Raw genomic sequence first — 19,891 nt, 5'->3', positions numbered from 1 at the left:
AGTATCTGTAGTATGTACCAAATACGCTGTCCCACCCCGGTGAAGCAACAGCTTAGTTGCTACATAATTAGGTAGGGGATTTTGACCTACCAGCAAAAACAGATGGTCAACTTTATACTGTTCAAACTCGGTTGTACTCATGGGGTTGAGGTATCAGCTGTTTAAAAATCTACCCATAGTATTACATAGTATCGGAAATACCCCCTTCCAATACTTGCTAATCTGGAAGGCGTATCTCAGACGTACTCAGCTACCGTGAATATACGTTTTACTCATCCCCCATCTCCACAATTATTACAACAACTAGCCAAAGGCTCTTTAGACCAAAGTCAAAATCTTACCCGTGCTATCCGGTTATGGGCGTTGCTGCATTGGCTTTATCACGACAAAGAGCATACAAAATTAGGAAATAATTTTACTTACGCAGATTGGCGTCAAGCTTTCTTTAGTGAAACTCATAAAGACGAAAAACAGGAAGATATTCTCAATCACCAAGACCCGAATTGTGCTTGTGTCAAAACTATTAGACAATGGTTTCTAGAATTAGAAGTACCTATAGACCAATGGAAATATTCTCTACAACAAAAAATATCAATATCTAATTCTGAACTAGAGAAGTTACTAGAAGAACGCTTATTTGCTCAAGTTCGGAAATCATTGCAAAGTGATTTAGATTTATTAGTCAGTCGAAATTATTTGCAAAGGGCATATTGCACTTCTGGGAGAAGTAAATATTACCATCGAGTCGAAATATTGCCAGTTATTGAAACTTATTTTAGTAGTAAAAATCAAGTTTATTTGGCAGAAACTTTAGGTATGTTCAGTTTTATTGACCCCAGTTTACCTTTACTTGCTGAGGAATTTTCGCAACAATTAGATGAAAGTAATCATCGCGTATTTTTGTATGTTGATTATCTCGTACCAGAATCAAGTCCCATACAAGATGCAGTAGATGAGATTCAAAGCGAATTGCAGTCGCTTTGGAATTCAAGAGAAATTCTCCCCATACTATTGACTTATTACAGCGCTCATCTGAATTTACAAAACGAGTGCGCCGTTTACCCTGTTTGCATTTACTTTATGGAAAGAGCTAAATATTTATGTGCCTACGGTAGTACTCCAACAGGTGAAATTAACTGGTACAAATATCGCTTAGATAGAATAATTTCTAAACGGATAGAAACTCTAGATTGGCAAGACCCTCGCGTTCCTCAATTATTAAGAAAACAATATTACGATTGTCAACTACCAACTCCGAAAATAGTTAATAATAAATTAACAGAAGCTTGGGGATGCGATTTTTATAAAGATAAAGAACTAATGATATTACGGTTTGAACGAGATTTTCATAAACGCTATATTCAAGGAATCAGCATTCACGATACTTTTAAAACTATTGACTATCAAATGGTAGCAAAATTAATTAAACAAAATACTTTTAATTCAGAACATCAAAAGACTATTTTAGAAACTCTCCAATCTCGTCTTAGCACAGATGCTTATTACCAAGTAGATTATCGAGTTAAGGACTATTATGTACTTCGATGGTTGCGAGCTTTAGGTTCTAAAGTTGAAGTTTTACTTCCTTTGAATTTACGCCAAGAAATGGTTGAGGAAATCCAAACCCTGTGGAATTTCTATAAGTAATCGGTCATGAATTAGGTACAATAATAATTATCAAGCGTATAACCGTAGCCCGTCGTAGACATCTGCTTTCATCTTCCCTTGGCTAATGCAAGCAGGTAAACTAGGACATTTAGCCACTCAATAACCATCTTCTATTGGATAAATAATTACTTGTCTCTTCATCTTTGACTCCAAGATTTATTGGGATTGATTCCATCGCACTCATCCCATTTTATCCACTCATGGGATGCCTGCGGCAAGCAGAGCGATCGCCTCTCAACAAAATCCCAGATTCAGCATCCATCAAAAATCTGACTTTAGGCTTGATATTTTTGTGTTTCGCGCTGTCTATAGCCGTTTTGACCAAGACTTCGGTACTACAGCGATCAATCGCACTTAGGCAGTAGTAGTACCCAGAATTAAGCCATCACGAGAACAATACTTTCGTGCAGAACACTTGGCAAATTTGGGGGTTTTGGCAGCTATTCATCCAAATGATCTGACTCCCGATATATTACTGCGATCGCTGTTACAACAACTCCAAACTCCGCAGATTTCCCTACCGACTATTAATCTGGCGTTGCGGAATCATGGGATGATTTCGCCCAATTTTGAAGGAATTATCAATGGTTTCACCCACGAATTCATCCCGGATTTATGCAACACCCCCACAGTCATCAATACAGTTCAGAATGACCTACAAAACCTTTATGTAGAGACGCGATTTATCGCGTCTTAAAAGACCAATTATCTAGATCAATAACCCTTAATTGAACTTTGTGCAATAGTATCGAGACTATTACGGTAAGTAAAGAAAACATTCCGGGCTATATCCACTCGTACAATAGTCTCGACACCAGAATCGGTAATTACTTCAGAAAATAGTCAATCTATATTTACCGCGTTCCTGTGGATTTTTGGAAGTAACAACTATATAGTATGTATCATCTTCAGGCAACCTAGCTCGGTCAATTAAAGCACTGTAGACACCAGCTTTGTCTTTGTCTTTATCGATAGCGATCGCCTGTCCTTTAGAATTTAGCAAAGCTACATAAGGAGAAAACTCTTCATCAACACTATCTACCCGAATACTTATAAGCTGATTTTTTTTACCTTGAAAATTAGAAACATTGTAAGCGCCTCCATTTTGTTTCAGGGTTGAGCTTTTGGCAGTTAGTTGGTCTGATTCATCTAAAGTATAGCTAGCTCTGTCATTCCTGAGAGCCAAGCTATAGCGACCTGTATCTCCAGGATCTTGACTAGTAACTGCAATCTTGTAAGTGCCATTCTTAGGCAGTCGCGCAAAAATGAATGCATCATCGCCACCACTGCTTTTATCCAAAGCGCCTTTTTTAACGATGATATTATTATCAGGATCGTGCAGAAACAACAAGGGTTTTAAACTCAAGTTATTGGATCTACGTGTATCATTACTACCAATCAGTCTAATTTGAACTAATTGATTTTCTCTACCCTCAAACTCATAGAAATGAAAATATCTACCTTCAGATTGAAAGTCACTCTTACTTAAAATACCTAATGCAACATCTACAAAGTTAATCTCTTTGTAAGTTGGTGTTGCAGGCGAAGAAAGCACCGAATTATCGAGATTTTGGTTCCCAGTTGTAGCTACATTAGAACTTGGCTTGCGAACTCTCCCAAAGCCACCATTAGAACGATTGGTGTTTGAATTTGCAGTTCTAGTTCCAGACGATCTAGATGCACCACCACCATTGGAACGATTAGAGTTTGAGTTATAAGTCCTACGTCTAGACGATCTAGGAGTAGAGCTATTATCTGAAACGCTGGAAGTTCGCTGAGAATTTTCTCTATGAGACGATACACGAGGAGTCTGCTGTATTGGTGACTCAATAGAAGTCTTCCGTCTCGGAGATATTGATGCTTGAGAAGCAGGAATTTGCTCAATTCCTTTTTTTACTGCTTCTGGTTGTCTCTCATCTGGTGATTTAGCAATTATGAAGTCTTGAGAACTTTGAAATTTCACCAAAGCACTTATAGGCAGCACATTACTTGTGATTAACAAACTACTAGTCACGCAACCAATTAAAACATGACTTAATTTGCGACGATAGTTTTTGTTGTCTAATAGCATAATTACGCTCCTAATTTTGCTGGTAATTTTGTCTCTTTCTGAAAGACAAAATTAATACTAGTTGCTGTTTTAACCGCAGCAGTTATTTAAACGGAAAGGGAAATTTAGCGTATATACCTTAGCGGCTTGCTAAAGGCATCGCCTGTAATCAAATGAATTCATATATGCTACATATCCAAATGTTTGCCACAATCAAATCAGAAAAATTATATTTTCAATTTAGACTACTAGAGGAAATCTCAATTTCGTAGGTATATACTGAGCTACAAACTTAAATTGCTGCTTTTCGGATTTTTGCCCAGGTATTTTTGTAAACCTGACTAAATTACTCACACACATGTAATACACAAGCAGACCTGACGCCCATCAATTCGTCAAAAGGCATCGCTCAAACACAATTTTTTGCAAATTATCTAAATTGTTCAATACCTGATGAGGTAAGGAAATTGGGGATTTGTATGGTGTCTCAGTGATATTTACTAACAAGAGAGATTATACTGCATGACTTAAGATGAATATATACCCCAACTGAAATGGATTCCCAGTATGCTCTGTTGTGTGAATCCCGATTGCCAAAAACCCCTAAATCCTGATAAAAACAACTATTGCCACAGTTGTAGAGCGGAATTGATACCTCTGCTAGGAGGTCGCTATCGTCCCACTCAGGTTTTATCAGACGAAGGCGGATTTGGTAGAACCTATCTAGCAAAAGATGTACACAAACTGAATGAATGCTGTGTTGTTAAGCAATTCGCGCCAAAACTTCAGGGAACTGGCCCGCTAACAAAGGCCGTTGAACTATTTAAACAAGAAGCGAGCCGACTGCAAGAACTGGCAGAACATCCGCAAATTCCAACTTTATTGGCTTATTTTGAGCAAAATAGCTATCTTTTTTTGGTGCAGCAGTTTATCGATGGGCAAAACTTGCTCAAAGAATCGGAAACGCGGGCAAACTATAACGAAACGGAGATTCGCCAACTTTTGCTAGATTTACTGCCGGTACTGAAGTTTATCCATGTGCGGGGAGTGATTCACCGAGATATCAAGCCACAGAATATTATTCGCCGTCAAAGTGACGGGCGATTAATCCTAATTGATTTTGGAGCTTCCAAGCTTTTGACAGCAACAGTGCTGACTAAAATGGGCACTGTTATTGGCTCACACGGTTACACTGCACTTGAACAGATGCAAGATGGAAAAGCTTACCCAGGCAGTGATTTATTCAGTTTGGGGGCTACTTGTTTTCATCTTCTGACTGGAGTTCGCCCATCTCAACTGTGGATACAGCAGGGTTATGGTTGGGTTGCATCTTGGCGACAACATTTAACCAGTCCAGGTAGGGAAGGGATTTCTATATCTGTAGAGTTGGGTGAAGTTTTGGATAAGCTGTTGCAACTAGACATCCAAAAGCGTTATCAATCGGCTGATGAAGTCATCACTGACTTGACACCTCAACTACCACCATTGTCATCAGTGCCCCCAACTATACTGACACCAACATTTGCAACTACCCCAGTAAACAAGGGGCCAGTTTCACCAAAATCAAATAACAATCTGAAAAGTCAACTGCTGTTAGGTTCTAGCATTTTGGTGTTGGGATTAGGGGGAGTTTGGTATTTTCAGTCTCGTCCCCATACAGTCAGCGACGTTTCTGAACCTATTTCTCAGCCTATTTCTCAGCCTATTCAGCCCCAAAAAAACGTCTCAGAAAATTCTTATCTACCCAAACCCTTCAAGGGACATTCCAGTGACGTGAATTCCGTAGCTTTCAGTCCTGATGGTACAACCCTTGGCAGTGCCAGTGATGATAAGACAATCAAGTTATGGAATCTGACAGATGGACAGGAAATCCGCACTTTAGAAGGACATTCCAATTGGATTTGGACTATAGCTTTCAGTCCTAATAGCAAAATCCTCGCTAGTGGCAGTGCGGATAAGACAATCAAACTGTGGAATCTGGAGACAGGAAAGTTAATCCGCACCTTGCAGGGAAATAGCGACGGAGTTACTTCTGTAGCTTTCAGTCCTGATGGCAAAACCCTTGCGAGTGGCAGTGCTAGTAAGGATATGAAAATCAAACTGTGGAATCTGGAGACAGGAAAGTTAATCCGCACCTTAGAGGGACATACCAGTGGTGTTGCATCTGTCGTTTTCAGTCCTGATGGCAAAACCCTTGCCAGCGGTAGCTGGGATAAAACAATTAAATTGTGGAATCTGGGCACAGGAAAGTTAATCCGCACCTTAGACGGAAATGCAGAGTCGATTCTTTCAGTCGCTTTTGCTCCCGATGGTGTCATCCTTGCCAGTGGCAGTAAAGACAAGACAATTAAATTGTGGAATCTGAAAACAGGAAAGTTAATCCACACCTTAAAAGGACATCATGATAAAGTTAATTCTGTCGCCTTTTTACCAAGCGTAAGTTCAAATGGTATTACGCTTGTAAGTGGTAGTAGTGACAAAACAATCAAACTTTGGAACCCAGTAACAGGAAAGGAAATCCGCACTTTGGAGACAGGTTCTGGATATATTTATGCTGTTGCCATTAGCCCAGATGGACAAACCATTGCTGGTGGTGGAAGTGGTGAGAACATTCTCAAAACTTGGCAGATGATTAATTAAAAATATCTGATAGTGTACATTCGTGGGATAGATTGCGACTTTTTCGGCTTCTACCTCAGAATATTTAGCTGTGCAAAAATTTCAAATTAATCCTAGCTTCAAAAGATGATATTGGCGAAGACTGTAATATGATAATATTCTTTACGTGCTCAGAGGATGTCTGAAAAGTTTTTTGTATACACCTAACCCTTGGAGATCCCCCTAAATCCCCCGATAAATTGGGGGACTTTAAGACTTTTATTCCCCCCTTTTTAAGGGGAGCCAGCGCGGTCTTGGGGGTTTCCCCCATGAGCGACTGGCGTGGGTTAGGGGGGATCAACAAATATTTGATACTTCTCAGACATCCTCTCAGGATTATAGCTTGAAAAAAATATCAAAATCTATCCCTAAACCTACGAAAGTAGGTTTATATAGGTTTTTTATTATCAAAAAAATATCTCTAAATAAAAGTTTATGATTAATAATATATTTTTCTTGCTCGTACTATTTTCTTCACTTTTAGGGCGAGTTAAATTTCCAGGAATAAATATTGGTATTCATTATTTATTACTTCCTGCATTTAGCTTGGGAATCATTAGTTTCTCTTTAAAAGAGATACCAGAAATTGTTAAAAAGCATAAAATAATTTTGATATCTATAAGTCTAATGTATTTATGGATGTGGCTGTCCTCTTTAATGAGTGAGTTTCCAAATATTGCTATTACTTATAGTTTCAAATATTCAACTTATTATATATTATTTTTTGCTTTTTTAATATTAACTTCTAAGAAGATAGCAACACCATCTTTAACATTTTATTATCGTTGCATATTGTACTTACTACAGATAATTGCAGGTTTGGGTTTTTTAGAGGTTTTCCTTCCCAAAAACTGGATTTTTAAATTATTAAAGTTCCCTAGCTTTTATCCTGAGATTGGTTCAATTATGCAAAACCCTAATCAATTTGGGGTTATAGTCGCCATTGGATTATGTTTAAGCCTGATTTTAGAAAAACAGAATAAAATTTCTAAAATTGAATTAAATATAAGCGAATTAATTTTTATAATTTCCTTAGCTTTGTCTGCCAGCGGAAATGGTTGGGTAATTTTTATAATTGGGATGTTTCTTTTGCTGATATATAAAATTATTAGTTTAGAAAAAATGATTTATCTAATAAGCTTGTTGTTTTTATGCATTCTAACTGTACCAGTTTCTACATGGAGACTTGGTTTGGCAAATAGTAAAATCTTCCCATTAATTAATGTATTTTTAGAAAATTCAAATTCAGTAAATCCAAACGAAAAAAAGCCTCATACTCTTGTAGTAACAGGTTTGTCAAGGTTTCAAATCTGGCAGGCAGCTATTAATGAAACTATTAAAAGACCACTTACTGGTATAGGTATAGGGGTTTTTCCAGACCAGATAGGAGTGAAAGTTTGGGGAAAGAAAGGTTATCACGCACACAATATATTTTTAAATGTGTCAGCAGAACAAGGAATTACTGGATTATTACTATTTACTAATTTTTTAGCAAAAATAGCATTTAAAGTTAAATATGCTAATCCTTTAATTACTGTTCCGATTCTTCTGTTTTTAGTGTCTCAAATTATAGATTTTTTTGCTGAAGACTATACTTTTACAACTCTTGAGTTTTATTTTATAGCAGCAGCTATCAATTCTCGAAAAGATATTGTCATGCAATTAAAACCTGAAATTATTTAAAATGCCAAAAAACCTATGATTGCTAAACCTCATATTTACTTAATATTTCCGAATATATTCGATTTCAAGGGAGGTATTCAAGTTTACTCAAAATTTTTGCTGAAAGCTTTACAAGATATATATCCTGAAGCTAATTATGATGTGTTTTTAAAGTATGATAAGTATAGTTTAAAACAGCCAGATAAATTGCAGTTTTTAAGTTCAACAAGATTTCATTATTTTGGAGATTTACCAAAATTCTTGCAACTAATTTTCTTTACAACGAAAATAATTATTTTAGCTATTCTTCAAAATCCCATTATAGTAATTTCCACTCATGTTAACTATGCGATTGTTTGTTATATTCTAAAAATTTTTACTGGAATTCCTTACTGGGTTGTTGCTCATGGGTTAGAAGTTTGGGATATCGAAAACAAGGCAACAAAATTCGCTTTAGAAAAAGCAGATAAAATTATTAGTGTTAGTAGTTATACTCGCCAGCGCTTGCTTCAAGATACAAATATTGATTCAGAAAAAATAGTTATTTTACCTAATACATTTGATGCTAGTAAGTTTCTAATAAATTCTAAACCTACCTACTTACTCAAGCGATATAATTTAACAGCTGAACAGCCTGTAATTTTAACAGTAACGCGGCTGGGAAGCATGGCAAAATACAAAGGTTACGATCAAATCCTGCACGCTTTAGTTAAAGTGCGGTTGTATCTCCCTAATGTTCACTTCATTCTTGCAGGTAAAGGAGATGATATACCTCGAATTAAAGCTTTAGTTACCAACTTAAATCTACAAGATTGTGTGACAATTGCCGGATTTGTTCCAGATAAAGAATTGTGCGATCATTACAATCTCTGCGATGTTTTTGCTCTGCCTAGTAAAGGAGAAGGATTTGGGATTGTTTTTCTAGAAGCTTTAGCTTGTGGTAAACCTGTATTGGCGGGTAATCAAGATGGTTCTATAGATCCCTTGGCTGACGGGAAGTTGGGATGTTTGGTCGATCCTGATAACGTTGAAGAAATTGCCGATAATCTAATTCAAATCCTGCAAGGCAATTGCTCTAATCGAGTAATTTACCAACCAAGATACTTACAACAAAAAACTATTGAAGCTTTTGATTTTAGCCAGTTTCGTGCAAGTTTAGCAAAGTTAGTTAGTGGTAATTAGTTACAATTTAAGAAAATTTGTTAAAAAAATGGAAGATTCAATATTTGTTATATTTCTTGCCTTTGGGTTTCTTTGGGTTTTGATGGGAGTTGTAGGTTGGATTGCGTTTCTAAAATCTGAGGGTGAGGAAATTAAGTTTGGTAAGTGGGGACTTATCGTTGCTATTCCAATCTTAATACCAATAATTGTTACTCTGATTATTGGTGTATTTTATCATTAAAAAAATCACTAAAATCTATATTTTTTACTTTTGAATCGCACCTCTAACCAAAATCACTGTACTTTCTACACCAGAGGCGATCGCTTCGGGAATATTACCTTGAATCGCCTGCTGTAGCAATCCCTCGCGGGAAGCTCCCAAAACTACAACATCGTAACCTTCGGTTTGCACTAGGTTAATCACACCTTCGGCGACTGAATTAGCTTGCACTGGGAGAGCAACTACAGTACTGGATAATTTGCAGCGACGCATCAAATGGCGGATGGCTTGTTATGATGCCGTGATTAAACAATGCACCAAACAAGCCTGCCAAAATACCTAACAGTATGAAAAAGGGGATTTCTGGAATAGAGAATTGGCTGGAAGATTTTACTAATTGCAAGTTCAGGTCAAAAGAGCCACCACCTAAAAGTCGGGATATCACACCACCAATAAAGGAGGCGATAATGGCAGTTCCTAGAGTCAATCCTGATAAATCTTGGAGTAATTCTTCAACAATAAATAATACACCTGCGATCGGGGCATTGAAAGCAGCAGCCAAGCCCGCACCCGCACCAGCTGCAATCATCTGCCGTCGATGATCTGGGGAAGTGGGAACCCAACGACTCATCCCTGCTGCTAAACCTGCCCCCACTTGGACAGTAGGGCCTTGCCGTCCTAGAGTCATGCCGGAACCGATGGCGATGATGGCACTGAGTAACTTCACACCTGCTACTTGCCAAGATAATGTCACAGGCACATTGGCTAGAGTTGCTTTGACTTGCGGAATACCGCTACCAGAAGCCTCTGGTGCTAATCTATCCACCAACCAGCCAGCCAGAAATCCCAGGACAAGACCAATTGCAGGTAGTACCAGCCATGCCGGCAAAAGGTGGGTAGTATGCACTCGCCATGTCCCCAGGCATCCCGATCCTACTTTCAGGAATACCGCAGATAGGGCAGCAACCAGACCGATAATACAGGCTTCGGCGATCGCTAAACCTCTTCTAGGCTGCCACCAGGTGCGAAAACGCTGATTCATACCAATTTTGGATTTTAGATTTGGGATTTTTGATTACAAATCTTTACTAAAAAGCTGTTCGGTGGAATCTTTAGAGGATGTTTTAAAAGTCGTTGGCAAAATACAGCAGAATTCAGGAGTCAGAAGTAAAACAGGCTTTATACCTGGCTTTGAGACGAATCGTTGTGTACTTCACTTTCCTTGAAAGTTGCTGTATAATTCGTTACTACACAATTCCTGTCTCCAATTACGAATTACAAATCATTTAATTGCTTCTTCCCGTGGTAGATAGCCCTTCTACTATCAGAGACGGAGTATAACAAGAACCATTCCAATCAACATCGTTGCCTAGTGTAACCAATTGCTTCAGGGCTGTGTAAACATTACCTGCAACCATCGTATCCTTAACACGCCCAATTACTTGACCATTTTGGACGCGGTAGCCTAAATCGATGTTGATCGAAAAATCTCCAGAAATACTGCCGCCACCACCCAACATTTGATCGACAATCAAGCCATCATCTAGTTGTTGAATCAAATCTGGTAGCGATGCCGAACCTGGCTGGATGAGAAAATTAAATAAACCAGGGGTGGGATAGCTACCTAAACCAGGGCGAAAACCATTTCCAGTGGTGTTAGTACCCAGTTGGGAGCCAGTGGTGCGATCGCCATAGAAATGCTGTAAAGTCCCATTTTGGATAAATACTAGAGATTGAGTCGGAGTCCCTTCATCATCAAAAGGGCAACTGTAAGGGCCAGCTTCTGGATCTTGGTAGATGGTGAGACTGGGTGCAACTACTTCCTTACCCAAACGTTCTGCCCAAGGTGAAGCTGCTTCTAAAACTCGCTTGCCATTTAAAGCGGCTTGCACAGTACCCCAAAGCATATCGGCGGCTTTAGAAGTGAACAAAATTGGGACACGACCAGTAGGAGGTGAGATATTTTCTCTAGCCCAAATTAACCGTTGTAAAATTTGATTAGCTAATCTCTCTGGATCGAGTTCCCCCCGGTTGGTTTGCCCATCAGCAACACTTAAAAAATCATCACCACGCACCCATTCTGCTGATACATAGCAGCTGAGGGTAGTATCAGTATAGTGACAATCTAAACCTTTGGTGTTGACTAGTCTGGTGGTTTCAATATCACATTCCCAGTCACCATTGCATACAACATCGGGATAGGCATCACGGATGAGTGCGATCGCTTCTTTGCCCCAGTCCACCAAAACCTCTATCGGTAAACTTTCTCCTAAATCGGGGTAGTCAGGCTGAAAGTTAGAACCTAATTCTACAGTTTCCGGTTGATTTAGTTGACTCAGAGCCAGAGCTTTTTCCACCATTACTTCAGCTAAGACAGAACCGTAAGCCACCGTCAGCCCCGGACACCCGTTTCGCCAAAGCCGTAGTGCTGTACCTTCAGATTGGTTAGTTTCTAGCTGTTTGAGTCGGTTTGCCTCAAAAAACACGGGACGAGAAAGCGCTCGCGACTGATACACCTCAGCAGCTTCTGCTCCAGATTTTATAGCTAGTTCCAGCAACTGTTCGGCTAGTGTATCTTGTGATAAATTTTCAGAACCCATGACCCTTAGTGAATTGTGGATTTTGAACCGCATATCAACGCTGTCTCTTGAGAAGTGCGATGTCTACGACGGGCTACGCCTACGCACTTTCCAGTGATGAACGCAGATAACTATCCAAAAATCATCAGTGTTTCCTTACAGTTACGATTTGGAACCGCAGATCGACACTGATGGACGCAGTTAATTATCCCAAATCATTGTCATGTCTCAACGGATTTAGTCATTTGTCATTGGTCATTTGTCATTAGTCATTAGTCATTCTCTCCCCATGCCCCATGCCCAATTCCCCATTCCCCATTCCCCATTTTCACAGATTAACCTCTTGCAACAGCCAAAAACCAGCAAAAGATTGTGCTTTGGGATCGGACTGGATGCCGATAAAATGTACTCCATTAGCTTTTTGCTTGGCTGCTTCAAAACCTTTAGCTTCTGTTAAAATTTGAGGTTTTTTGATATTTGCCACAATCCAGCTTTCAGTTACACCAGTTTCTAAAAGCAATCTCGCCTCTTGACTGGTGTCAAGTCTTAAGAAAGCTAACTCCAAACCAGACATCCAGCCAGCCAAGGGTAGCGCTCTCGATGAGAAAATCAAAATACCAGGAATCCGGGATTCGGGTGTAACTTTCGCCAACTCTAAAGGGAAAGCTTCACCAAAGCCAATTTCCCACTCTGGCATATCAGCAAAATCAGCAGCATCTAAGGTAACAAATACCCATTGCTGTCCTTCCAAAGCATCTGGTAAACGTTGCGGCAAAGGTTTCTCCAAGCGGACTGAGGGATTTGTCCCCCCTTGATACCCTGCCTCTTGAGGATACACTTCTTTCATGCGCTGTTCTAACCATTGGTTGAGAACTAAAGTGCGGCGGCTAGGCTGGGCAGGAATGCCCAAATCTTGACAGGCTTTAGTAATCATATTGTTCATTTGACGGCGGAAAAAGCGGATTTTAATTGGCGCTTTTCCGGCTTGGTTAATAGCTTCCTGCAATGCTGTCCGCAACCAGCCCGAATTTACCTGGGTACTGGGACAATATTGAGCATAACGAAACAAAGAATCTGCTTTTGCGCCTATATCCAAGGGGCTTTCGCAGACTAAGACTTCCCAAACTTTTTTTTGATTAGCGTCCAAAATCGGACGAGAGTAAAAATCGATTTCCCAAATACTGCCCATGTTTTGCGGTAAAAATCTGGCTGTTATGTTTTCCTGATATCTCGATCATACGAGTGTTGGGGCAGCATTGGGCATTGGACATTGGGCATTGGGAATTGAGATGAATGAGTCTCTGACAAAAATGCAAACAATACCTTAGCGATCGTCTGGAACTAGTAAAGGGTAATTAGAATAATGCTAAAAGACTCTAGAGAGGTAGATGGATGCAACTAGAAGATTATTTTGAGTTTTTAGATCCAGATGATATCCGGCTCAAAGGCCATCGCATTGGTATTGATAATGTGATTCAATATTACTTGCAAGGATATTCACCAGAGGAAATTCTAGAGGAATTACCTTCCCTAGATTTGGAGAAAATTTACGCAACGCTTGCCTACTACCTGCATAATCGTGTTGAAATAGATGCTTCTATGTTGCGGTTAGCAAAGTGGCGAGAACAGCGCTATCAAGAATCATCAGCGAATCCTTCACCTTTGATGGAACGTTTAAGAGCCTTAAAGGCCCAACGTGAGCAGGAGTTGTTAAACCATTAGTGAAGGTACGTTTTCTCCTGGATGAAAATTTGTCGCCTAAGTTGAAGACAGCTGTTTTGCGCTTCAATCCAGCTATAAATATTCTGCGTGTAGGCGATCCCGAAGCACCGCCATTAGGTACGCTTGACCCAGATATCCTGCGCTACCTGGAATTATCCCAACGAATATTGGTTACAGACAACCGCAAAAGTATGCCCAAACATCTGGAAGAACACTGGAGAGATGGAGGACATATTTGGGGACTAGTTTGGTTGCGTTCCAGTGGGAACCTCAGTATTTTGGCAGAAACAATTTATTTGATTTGGGAAGCGACTGAGGCAAAAGAGTGGATTGATAGATTGGATTGGATTCCACTTTAAAAATTTGGCGTTGCTGAATTTAAGTATGAATTTAGAAACCAACTTTTGCTAAGTGGACTGATTGAGCCAATAACTCCACAGCTTTACATGAAAACGAGTCACAGAGAAGTTTTCATAGCCATCGGAGCGTCAAAGTATCCCCTCATTTACCACGGTTGATCCAAACGCCTCTGAGTCCAGCTGCTTTAGCTGCATGATAGTCTTCTACAATGCTATCGCCGATATGCCATGCCGCCTCTGGGGAACATTTATGTTTATCTAAGGCAATGGCAAAAATTTGAGGATCGGGTTTAGCTGCACGTACCTGGGTAGAAATGGTGACGGAGGTAAAAAACTCTCTCAATCCCAAACTTTGCAATACTGAGTAAATCCGAGAATCAAAATTGGACAGCACTCCCAAGCTAACTCCCAACCGCCGCCAGTTGATTAAAGCTGGTAAGACGTCGGGATAGACAAACCAGGGTTCGCCAGTACCAAAGTGAATGTAAAGTTCGCTAAAAAAAGCCGAAAAGTCAGAAAATTCCTTGAGAACACCTGCACTTTCAAAAGTGTTCAGAGCAATTATCCGCCACCAATCAAACTCGCGCTGGGGAATATCTTGCAGTTCTGCATCTGGAAATATCGGCGGCGGCGCTGCTTTAAAACTTTTGATGAAGGCTGTATTTAATGTTTCGGCTGAAACTGTAACGCCAAATTCCTGGGCTATCTGACTATAAACTTCGCCCACACTACCTTTGACATCAAAGAGTGTACCCACAGCATCTAAAAAAATAACTTTCGGTTGTTCCATCAAAGTTTGATTGAATTGGGGATTGGGGACTGGGGATTGGGGACTGGGGAGAGTCACTAATGACAAATGACAAATGACAAATGACAAATGACAAATGACAAATGACTAATTTCCAACCTTAACTTATCGAGAAAGTGTTTCTATTATTGGACGGGCTAGCCAATTAAAACCAACTTTAAGCTGATGCTCTAAAGTTGGCAACCTATATAAATAAGCAACACGGCGGGCGACGTATGCCAAGGGCCCATCTAGTTTAATTCCCAAACCAGTAAGAGTGGCGTTGTCTATTCCTAATGCCATCATTTCTCCTAATTGCTGGTAGTGGAAGGGAAGGAGGGGGCGATTAGTCAGAGTTGCCCAGATATTCCAAGCAGTATAATCAGCTTGTTGAAAAGCCGCTTGTGCGGTAGCGGGGACTTGTTGTCCTTCAGCATCATGACAGTCTGCTAAATCTCCCAAGGCAAAGATTTCTGGACGATCGAGGACTTGCAGAGTGGATGTAGTGGTGATTTGACCACGCTGATTTTGCTTGAGGGGAAGAGATTTGACTACGGGCGCAACCCTAGTTCCCACAGTCCAAATTACCAAATCCACGGGAATCGTATCTACCTGGTTTTTGTACTCTAGGGAAATGCTATTTTGCTCTATTGATTCGACTTTGGTTTCTAAGTCAAGAAACACACCACGGGCTTCTAAAGCTTTCTTTGCTGCTTCCCGATTAAACTCTGGGGAAGTTCGCAAAATTTGGTCGGCGATTTCAACAATCCGAAAGCGTCCTCTTTCGCCTAGTCTGTCGGCTAATTTACAAGCTAACTCTACACCACTGTAGCCAGCCCCAACGATCGCTACCCGAATTTTATCAGCATCCGATTCTTCTAAAAATCGCAGGCGTTCTTCTAAACGATAGGCATCAGAGATTGTGCGGAATGTGTAGGCGTAGTCTGTTGCACCAGGGACTAAATCTAGCGGTGTCTCACCTCCTAGCGCCAGCACTAATCGGTCGTAAGGAATTTCCGGGCCTTCTTGTATATTTACCCGTTGCTGGTCGATGTCAATTCCAGACACAACACCTTGATAAAAACGCACCCCTGTCCCTTGCAAAAGTTCTTCAAAGGGTGGGGCAATTTCCCAGGTTTGCAATTCGCCAGTGAGTAATTCGTAAAGTAAAGGAGAGAATAGGAAGCGATCGCTTTGATCTACCAGAACAATTTCGGGTTTTTGCGTAGATTCCCAAGGTAATTGGCTTAACCGCAGGGCTGTGTAGAGTCCACCAAAGCCTCCGCCAAGGATACAAATTCTAGAAGTTTGTTCAGTCATCTATTCTATGCTATGCAACAATCAATATTAATTAGGCAACTAACTTCAGGGTAACTGAAAGTTTCAAGATTTTAAAACCCTTCATGACGATACAACTATCAAAACTTTCCTTCAACTAGTTACTACTAATGCCCTCTCCGAAAGTGACAGAAGAGGGTTAGGCATTATTTTTAAATCGCATTATTCCAAATTTCCTTTTTATCACATTTTATTAGTCCAGTGGACAATGTTTAACTGTCCACTAGACGCAAAATTTAATTTCTTCTCATCGCCGACTGCGAAAACCCTCTTTACCATTAACTTGGTCAAAGAGTACATCGTATTTATCAAACAAGGCGATTCCAGGATTTACAAATATAGGCAGTTCTGCTTGTGGCGAGATACTCAAATTCCAGCGATTAAATCCGTCACGGGTTCCTGGTGTCAAACTGTAATCAAAAATGCCATTAATTCCTACTTTCACAGCATTTGCTGACCCTAATACTCCGGGTTTGAGTTTACCTGCTGTAGAAGCTGACTTGAATTCAACCAAACCATTAATAGTTCCAGTATCAGCGATCGCTCTACTATTACACGAATTTTTCGCAGAACTCCCAGCAAGAGTTAAACAAACTTTACTCAGTCGAGAGTCCCATCTTTTACCGGGTACACCATTAATTTCGGGTTGTTCACTCCAAGAAGCCATTTTGAAACCTGCTTGATTCTCAGCAGTTAAACCGAGAATTAGGCTGCCATTATTATTACTACCACCATTTCCCATAACAATAAATCCGTTACTGAGATTGCCTGGTAATTTTCTTAACGGGTTATAGGGAAGTGATTTTTCAAAATAGTTAACACCGACAATTCCAGAAAATGGCACACCACTATTTGCCGAACATTTAGGTTTTTGGGCAGTACACTGGCGACTAGTAACAACCTGTACGGGAACAGGTTCGGCGGTGGGAATTAAACCAAAGCGGACATTAGTATAAACTAATTCTCCTTCCAGGATAGTACCATCACTTAATACCTCCTTGATATTTTGACCTGTTCTTTGGATCGGAGAATTACCTAAAAACTCTTTGGGAACTCTTAGCCCTGCCGACCCTGTATCTAATAAAATACGTTTTGGTTGACCATTTGCGATCGCAACTTCCAAAAAATAGCCGCGAACACGTTGCCCAAGGGAAGGTTTTGGATATAAAGGTAAAGATATGGTGTTAAAAGTTGGCTTGCGGGGTGTATTTTGCGAGATATCGCGCAACGCTGAATTTGGGAAAAGAGCCGCAAATGCCGACTGGCGTTGTGCTGCTGGTTCAGGGGCAATATCCCAAAGGCTTTCGTAGTAGAAAAAGCCGATACCTAAACCGCGTTGTTGCACTGCTTCTACCTGGGATTGGATTTGTGCTATGGAAACTGGGCGATTTCGTAACCCTGCCATAATACCAATACCAGTTGGGATGATTTGTTGGGTTTCTAAAATTTCTGGGCGGGTAATTTGAGCGATAAAACTTTCCACATCATTACGGTACACCTGCATCACCAACTCATCGACAATACCCAACCGTACCCAGTTGAGCCAATCTTGCAGTTGCATTTTATAGGCGAAATTATAATAATTAGGAGCAACTGAAAAAATAGCATTCGGTTTTCTGGCTTTCACGGTTTGGTAAAGGTCTACCATAAAGGCAGTAATTTTATCTGCCCGCCATTTTATCCATGCTTGGGCTAAGGGATTGGGTGGAGGAGGATTGCCAGTTTCTTGAGTATATAGACTTATCGTGTACTTATCGTAACCAAATTCTACAGGTAAACTCGTATGGTCGTCAAATTGAACGCCATCAGCATCGTATTGAGTCATAACTTCCATGACGAGTTCGCGGATAAAGTTTTGCACTTCCGGGTGAAAGGGATTCAACCACGCTACTTCACCCGCAGCACTAATTGAAGTTTGAGTGCCATCCCCTTTTTGGGTTAGCCAATCTGGATGCTGTGATGCGAGTTCTGAAGTTAGAGGAACCATGAAACCAAATTCAAACCAGGGTATTGCTAGTAACCCTTGTCTGCGGGCTTGAGTAATAATGTCTGCAATAACATCTTGTCCATCTACTCCTTTGAAGAAAAAGGGAATACCCATTTTCTGCATGATGGCGCTGGGGTATTGTGTATAACCATCATTCCAAACTACGGGGTAAACAGTATTAAAGTTTAACTGCCGCAGTTGGCTCATGGCTGCAAGCACCTGTGAACGATTTCTAAAAACGCTAAAATCGTTACCACTTAACCACACTCCCCGAATTTCCTGACGAGGTTGAGGAGGTAGTTGGGCAACGGCAGGGGCAAAGCTGTTGAGTAACAATACCAGAAAGAATGATATCAGACATAATAATGGCAGCAGACGCTTTTTCAAAAGCCACGGCGATGTCTCTTGACTCGCTACGTGTAGCTTGCTTAGACCTAGTAGTACTTGTCTGTATACAGGCTTAAATAGTAAGTTAGTTAGAGTTGCATTAATTTTTCTACTTTTTTCCCAAAACTTAATTGTCATTACTTCTGCTTATTAAATGAGGTTAATTGGTTATATTTAATACCATATAAACGTTAAATTGCTACACCATGAAAACTGATGCAGTAATTTAGCTGCAAGATATTTGACGCAGTTATAAGGTTAGTAGTGCCAAATAAAAATGTTTCAAATGTAAGCTGTAGTCGAGATGCTGTAATCAAATTTATCGTAAATAAAAGGGTTTAAGACCCCTACCTCTACAGGTAGCCCTAGTTTCAGTCGGGGTTTAAATCCCCGTCTGAAATTGTCTTTAATTTTGAATTTTGAATTTTGAATTGTTAATGTTGTGCCATCGTCAAACCCATGAATTTCAAACCTCACCAAAACACTTTTGACGACAAACTAAGCGCAAGTATTGGGCTGGCCATTGGATTGCTGTTCATTGGGGGCGGTTTTTGGGTACGTAACATCATCGCCCACGAAGGTGCAACGCTAAACGAAACACGCGGCACGGTGGTAGACAGCATCAGTCGTCACGATCGCAGCAGTACGAACAATAATGATAATGAGCAAAAAGAAACCTATGCACCAGTTATCGAGTTTCTAGCCAACGGTAAACGCACTCGCTTTACAGGCAATTATGAGTCCTACCGCTCCAACAACGGCCAGATGGTGGTGATACGTTACAATCCTAAACAACCGATCGGCACTGCGCGTGTGGTGAATCCGCTAGAAGGCTTAGTACCTTGGGGAATGTTTGGTATGGGTGGGTTAACTGTGGTTTTTAGCGTGGGTACACTCTTACCTGTACGCTGGTCTTCAGGTGGGTGACTATAGATTTGGTCAGTTAATATTGCTCAAAGTGGAAATGCGATCGCCTTGCCGCCGACTTACTTACACAAAAGTACTGACAGAAAAGTTGTCTTGGTAGTCATTGGACTATTTTGATTTTCGTGCTGACTTTGGCGGCGTTCGGTGTGCGCCAAAATATTTCTCACTGCGGTAACGCAACCACACCCGCAACACTTGCGGAATCTGGTCTTTTTCTTCCTTAGTCAGGGTGTTGTAAAGGGCTAAGGCGCGATCGCGTTCGCCCCGACAAGCAGCATTGTTGTGAGCATCCCAATAGCTGCGGGCTACTCGAATCCGTCGACAGACTTCTTTAATGAGTGCGCTTCCCGTAAGTCAAGTGTCTTGCTTGGTCATACTCAAATGCT

At 40.5% G+C, this 19,891-nt stretch carries 17 protein-coding genes and 1 pseudogene; 10 read left to right on the top strand and 8 right to left on the bottom strand.

Going from position 1 to position 19,891, the window contains the following annotated elements:
* The first annotated feature begins 255 nt into the window (after positions 1 to 255).
* The 3 genes from V7K41_RS25950 (at position 256) to V7K41_RS25940 (ending at position 2,365) form a co-directional block, all read left to right on the top strand.
* The gene (locus tag V7K41_RS25950; RefSeq protein ID WP_334852851.1) at positions 256 to 1,647 is read left to right on the top strand and encodes a TIGR03985 family CRISPR-associated protein; all 1,392 of its coding nucleotides are present in this window, start codon (positions 256 to 258) and stop codon (positions 1,645 to 1,647) included.
* Positions 1,648 to 1,873: 226 nt separating this feature from the next.
* Positions 1,874 to 2,026 (top strand): hypothetical protein, encoded by a 153-nt coding sequence (locus V7K41_RS25945; protein WP_334852849.1) that lies wholly within the window; start codon positions 1,874 to 1,876, stop codon positions 2,024 to 2,026.
* A 57-nt stretch (positions 2,027 to 2,083) separates the two neighbouring features.
* Positions 2,084 to 2,365 carry a hypothetical protein gene (locus V7K41_RS25940; RefSeq protein WP_334852847.1) on the top strand — a complete coding sequence of 94 codons (282 nt, stop codon included), beginning with the start codon at positions 2,084 to 2,086 and terminating at the stop codon, positions 2,363 to 2,365.
* A gap of 135 nt (positions 2,366 to 2,500) precedes the next feature.
* Here V7K41_RS25940 and V7K41_RS25935 read toward each other — a convergent pair whose 3' ends face one another.
* Entirely contained in the window at positions 2,501 to 3,739 is a 1,239-nt protein-coding gene (locus tag V7K41_RS25935; protein WP_334852845.1) for a peptidase, read from the bottom strand.
* 546 nt (positions 3,740 to 4,285) lie between these two features.
* Between V7K41_RS25935 and V7K41_RS25930 the strand changes: the two genes are divergently transcribed.
* From V7K41_RS25930 to V7K41_RS25915, 4 genes are all read left to right on the top strand, one after another.
* A complete protein-coding gene (locus V7K41_RS25930) occupies positions 4,286 to 6,358 on the top strand; it encodes a serine/threonine-protein kinase (protein WP_334852843.1) in 2,073 nt (690 codons plus the stop codon).
* 453 nt (positions 6,359 to 6,811) lie between these two features.
* On the top strand, positions 6,812 to 8,059 hold the full coding sequence (locus V7K41_RS25925; protein ID WP_334852841.1) for an O-antigen ligase family protein: 1,248 nt from the start codon (positions 6,812 to 6,814) through the stop codon (positions 8,057 to 8,059).
* A gap of 15 nt (positions 8,060 to 8,074) precedes the next feature.
* Positions 8,075 to 9,220, top strand: a complete 1,146-nt coding sequence (locus V7K41_RS25920) for a glycosyltransferase family 4 protein (RefSeq protein ID WP_334852839.1) — start codon at positions 8,075 to 8,077, stop codon at positions 9,218 to 9,220.
* A 28-nt stretch (positions 9,221 to 9,248) separates the two neighbouring features.
* Positions 9,249 to 9,440: a hypothetical protein gene (locus V7K41_RS25915; protein WP_334852838.1), complete on the top strand. Its 192-nt coding sequence runs from the start codon at positions 9,249 to 9,251 to the stop codon at positions 9,438 to 9,440.
* A 24-nt stretch (positions 9,441 to 9,464) separates the two neighbouring features.
* Here V7K41_RS25915 and V7K41_RS25910 read toward each other — a convergent pair whose 3' ends face one another.
* From V7K41_RS25910 to V7K41_RS25895, 4 genes and pseudogenes are all read right to left on the bottom strand, one after another.
* Complete coding sequence (locus tag V7K41_RS25910) at positions 9,465 to 9,650, bottom strand: universal stress protein (protein WP_334852837.1); 186 nt, start codon at positions 9,648 to 9,650, stop codon at positions 9,465 to 9,467.
* 55 nt (positions 9,651 to 9,705) lie between these two features.
* A pseudogene (locus V7K41_RS25905) lies at positions 9,706 to 10,461 on the bottom strand (chloride channel protein); the annotation flags it as partial.
* Between the two features lie 244 nt (positions 10,462 to 10,705).
* Positions 10,706 to 12,019 carry a TldD/PmbA family protein gene (locus V7K41_RS25900; protein WP_334852835.1) on the bottom strand — a complete coding sequence of 438 codons (1,314 nt, stop codon included), beginning with the start codon at positions 12,017 to 12,019 and terminating at the stop codon, positions 10,706 to 10,708.
* A 307-nt stretch (positions 12,020 to 12,326) separates the two neighbouring features.
* Positions 12,327 to 13,187: a Tab2/Atab2 family RNA-binding protein gene (locus V7K41_RS25895; protein ID WP_334852834.1), complete on the bottom strand. Its 861-nt coding sequence runs from the start codon at positions 13,185 to 13,187 to the stop codon at positions 12,327 to 12,329.
* A gap of 203 nt (positions 13,188 to 13,390) precedes the next feature.
* Here V7K41_RS25895 and V7K41_RS25890 point away from each other — a divergent pair, with 203 nt between their 5' ends.
* Both V7K41_RS25890 and V7K41_RS25885 read left to right on the top strand, forming a co-directional pair.
* On the top strand, positions 13,391 to 13,720 hold the full coding sequence (locus tag V7K41_RS25890; protein WP_334852832.1) for a DUF433 domain-containing protein: 330 nt from the start codon (positions 13,391 to 13,393) through the stop codon (positions 13,718 to 13,720).
* A complete protein-coding gene (locus tag V7K41_RS25885; RefSeq protein ID WP_334852830.1) occupies positions 13,720 to 14,079 on the top strand; it encodes a DUF5615 family PIN-like protein in 360 nt (119 codons plus the stop codon). Before V7K41_RS25890 ends, V7K41_RS25885 begins: the two co-directional genes overlap by 1 nt.
* Positions 14,080 to 14,221: 142 nt before the next feature.
* Here the strand turns inward: V7K41_RS25885 and V7K41_RS25880 are convergent, their stop codons facing one another.
* From V7K41_RS25880 to V7K41_RS25870, 3 genes are all read right to left on the bottom strand, one after another.
* A complete protein-coding gene (locus tag V7K41_RS25880; RefSeq protein WP_334852828.1) occupies positions 14,222 to 14,869 on the bottom strand; it encodes an HAD-IA family hydrolase in 648 nt (215 codons plus the stop codon).
* Positions 14,870 to 14,992: 123 nt separating this feature from the next.
* Positions 14,993 to 16,186, bottom strand: coding sequence for an NAD(P)/FAD-dependent oxidoreductase (locus V7K41_RS25875; protein WP_334852826.1), 1,194 nt, complete (start codon positions 16,184 to 16,186; stop codon positions 14,993 to 14,995).
* Between the two features lie 265 nt (positions 16,187 to 16,451).
* On the bottom strand, positions 16,452 to 18,716 hold the full coding sequence (locus V7K41_RS25870) for a glycoside hydrolase family 10 protein (protein ID WP_334852824.1): 2,265 nt from the start codon (positions 18,714 to 18,716) through the stop codon (positions 16,452 to 16,454).
* 321 nt (positions 18,717 to 19,037) lie between these two features.
* On the opposite strand from V7K41_RS25870, the gene V7K41_RS25865 reads away from it, so the two are divergent.
* A complete protein-coding gene (locus V7K41_RS25865) occupies positions 19,038 to 19,505 on the top strand; it encodes a DUF3592 domain-containing protein (protein WP_334852822.1) in 468 nt (155 codons plus the stop codon).
* Positions 19,506 to 19,891: the final 386 nt, after the last annotated feature.

It is taken from the genome of Nostoc sp., assembly GCF_036917415.1.
Taxonomy (GTDB): Bacteria; Cyanobacteriota; Cyanobacteriia; order Cyanobacteriales; family Nostocaceae; genus Nostoc.
Note: the sequence above shows the minus strand (reverse complement) of the source record. Positions and strands in the feature narration are given on the sequence as shown.

Excerpts from the sequence above, each read along its gene's own strand:
- V7K41_RS25935 (WP_334852845.1), bottom strand. The coding sequence starts at position 3,739 with ATGCTATTAGACAACAAAAACTATCGTCGCAAATTAAGTCATGTTTTA.
- V7K41_RS25870 (WP_334852824.1), bottom strand. The coding sequence starts at position 18,716 with ATGACAATTAAGTTTTGGGAAAAAAGTAGAAAAATTAATGCAACTCTA.
- V7K41_RS25925 (WP_334852841.1), top strand. The coding sequence starts at position 6,812 with ATGATTAATAATATATTTTTCTTGCTCGTACTATTTTCTTCACTTTTA.
- V7K41_RS25865 (WP_334852822.1), top strand. The coding sequence starts at position 19,038 with ATGAATTTCAAACCTCACCAAAACACTTTTGACGACAAACTAAGCGCA.
- V7K41_RS25930 (WP_334852843.1), top strand. The coding sequence starts at position 4,286 with ATGCTCTGTTGTGTGAATCCCGATTGCCAAAAACCCCTAAATCCTGAT.
- V7K41_RS25920 (WP_334852839.1), top strand. The coding sequence starts at position 8,075 with ATGATTGCTAAACCTCATATTTACTTAATATTTCCGAATATATTCGAT.
- V7K41_RS25895 (WP_334852834.1), bottom strand. The coding sequence starts at position 13,187 with ATGGGCAGTATTTGGGAAATCGATTTTTACTCTCGTCCGATTTTGGAC.
- V7K41_RS25890 (WP_334852832.1), top strand. The coding sequence starts at position 13,391 with ATGCAACTAGAAGATTATTTTGAGTTTTTAGATCCAGATGATATCCGG.
- V7K41_RS25880 (WP_334852828.1), bottom strand. The coding sequence starts at position 14,869 with ATGGAACAACCGAAAGTTATTTTTTTAGATGCTGTGGGTACACTCTTT.
- V7K41_RS25915 (WP_334852838.1), top strand. The coding sequence starts at position 9,249 with ATGGAAGATTCAATATTTGTTATATTTCTTGCCTTTGGGTTTCTTTGG.
- V7K41_RS25875 (WP_334852826.1), bottom strand. The coding sequence starts at position 16,186 with ATGACTGAACAAACTTCTAGAATTTGTATCCTTGGCGGAGGCTTTGGT.
- V7K41_RS25900 (WP_334852835.1), bottom strand. The coding sequence starts at position 12,019 with ATGGGTTCTGAAAATTTATCACAAGATACACTAGCCGAACAGTTGCTG.
- V7K41_RS25945 (WP_334852849.1), top strand. The coding sequence starts at position 1,874 with ATGCCTGCGGCAAGCAGAGCGATCGCCTCTCAACAAAATCCCAGATTC.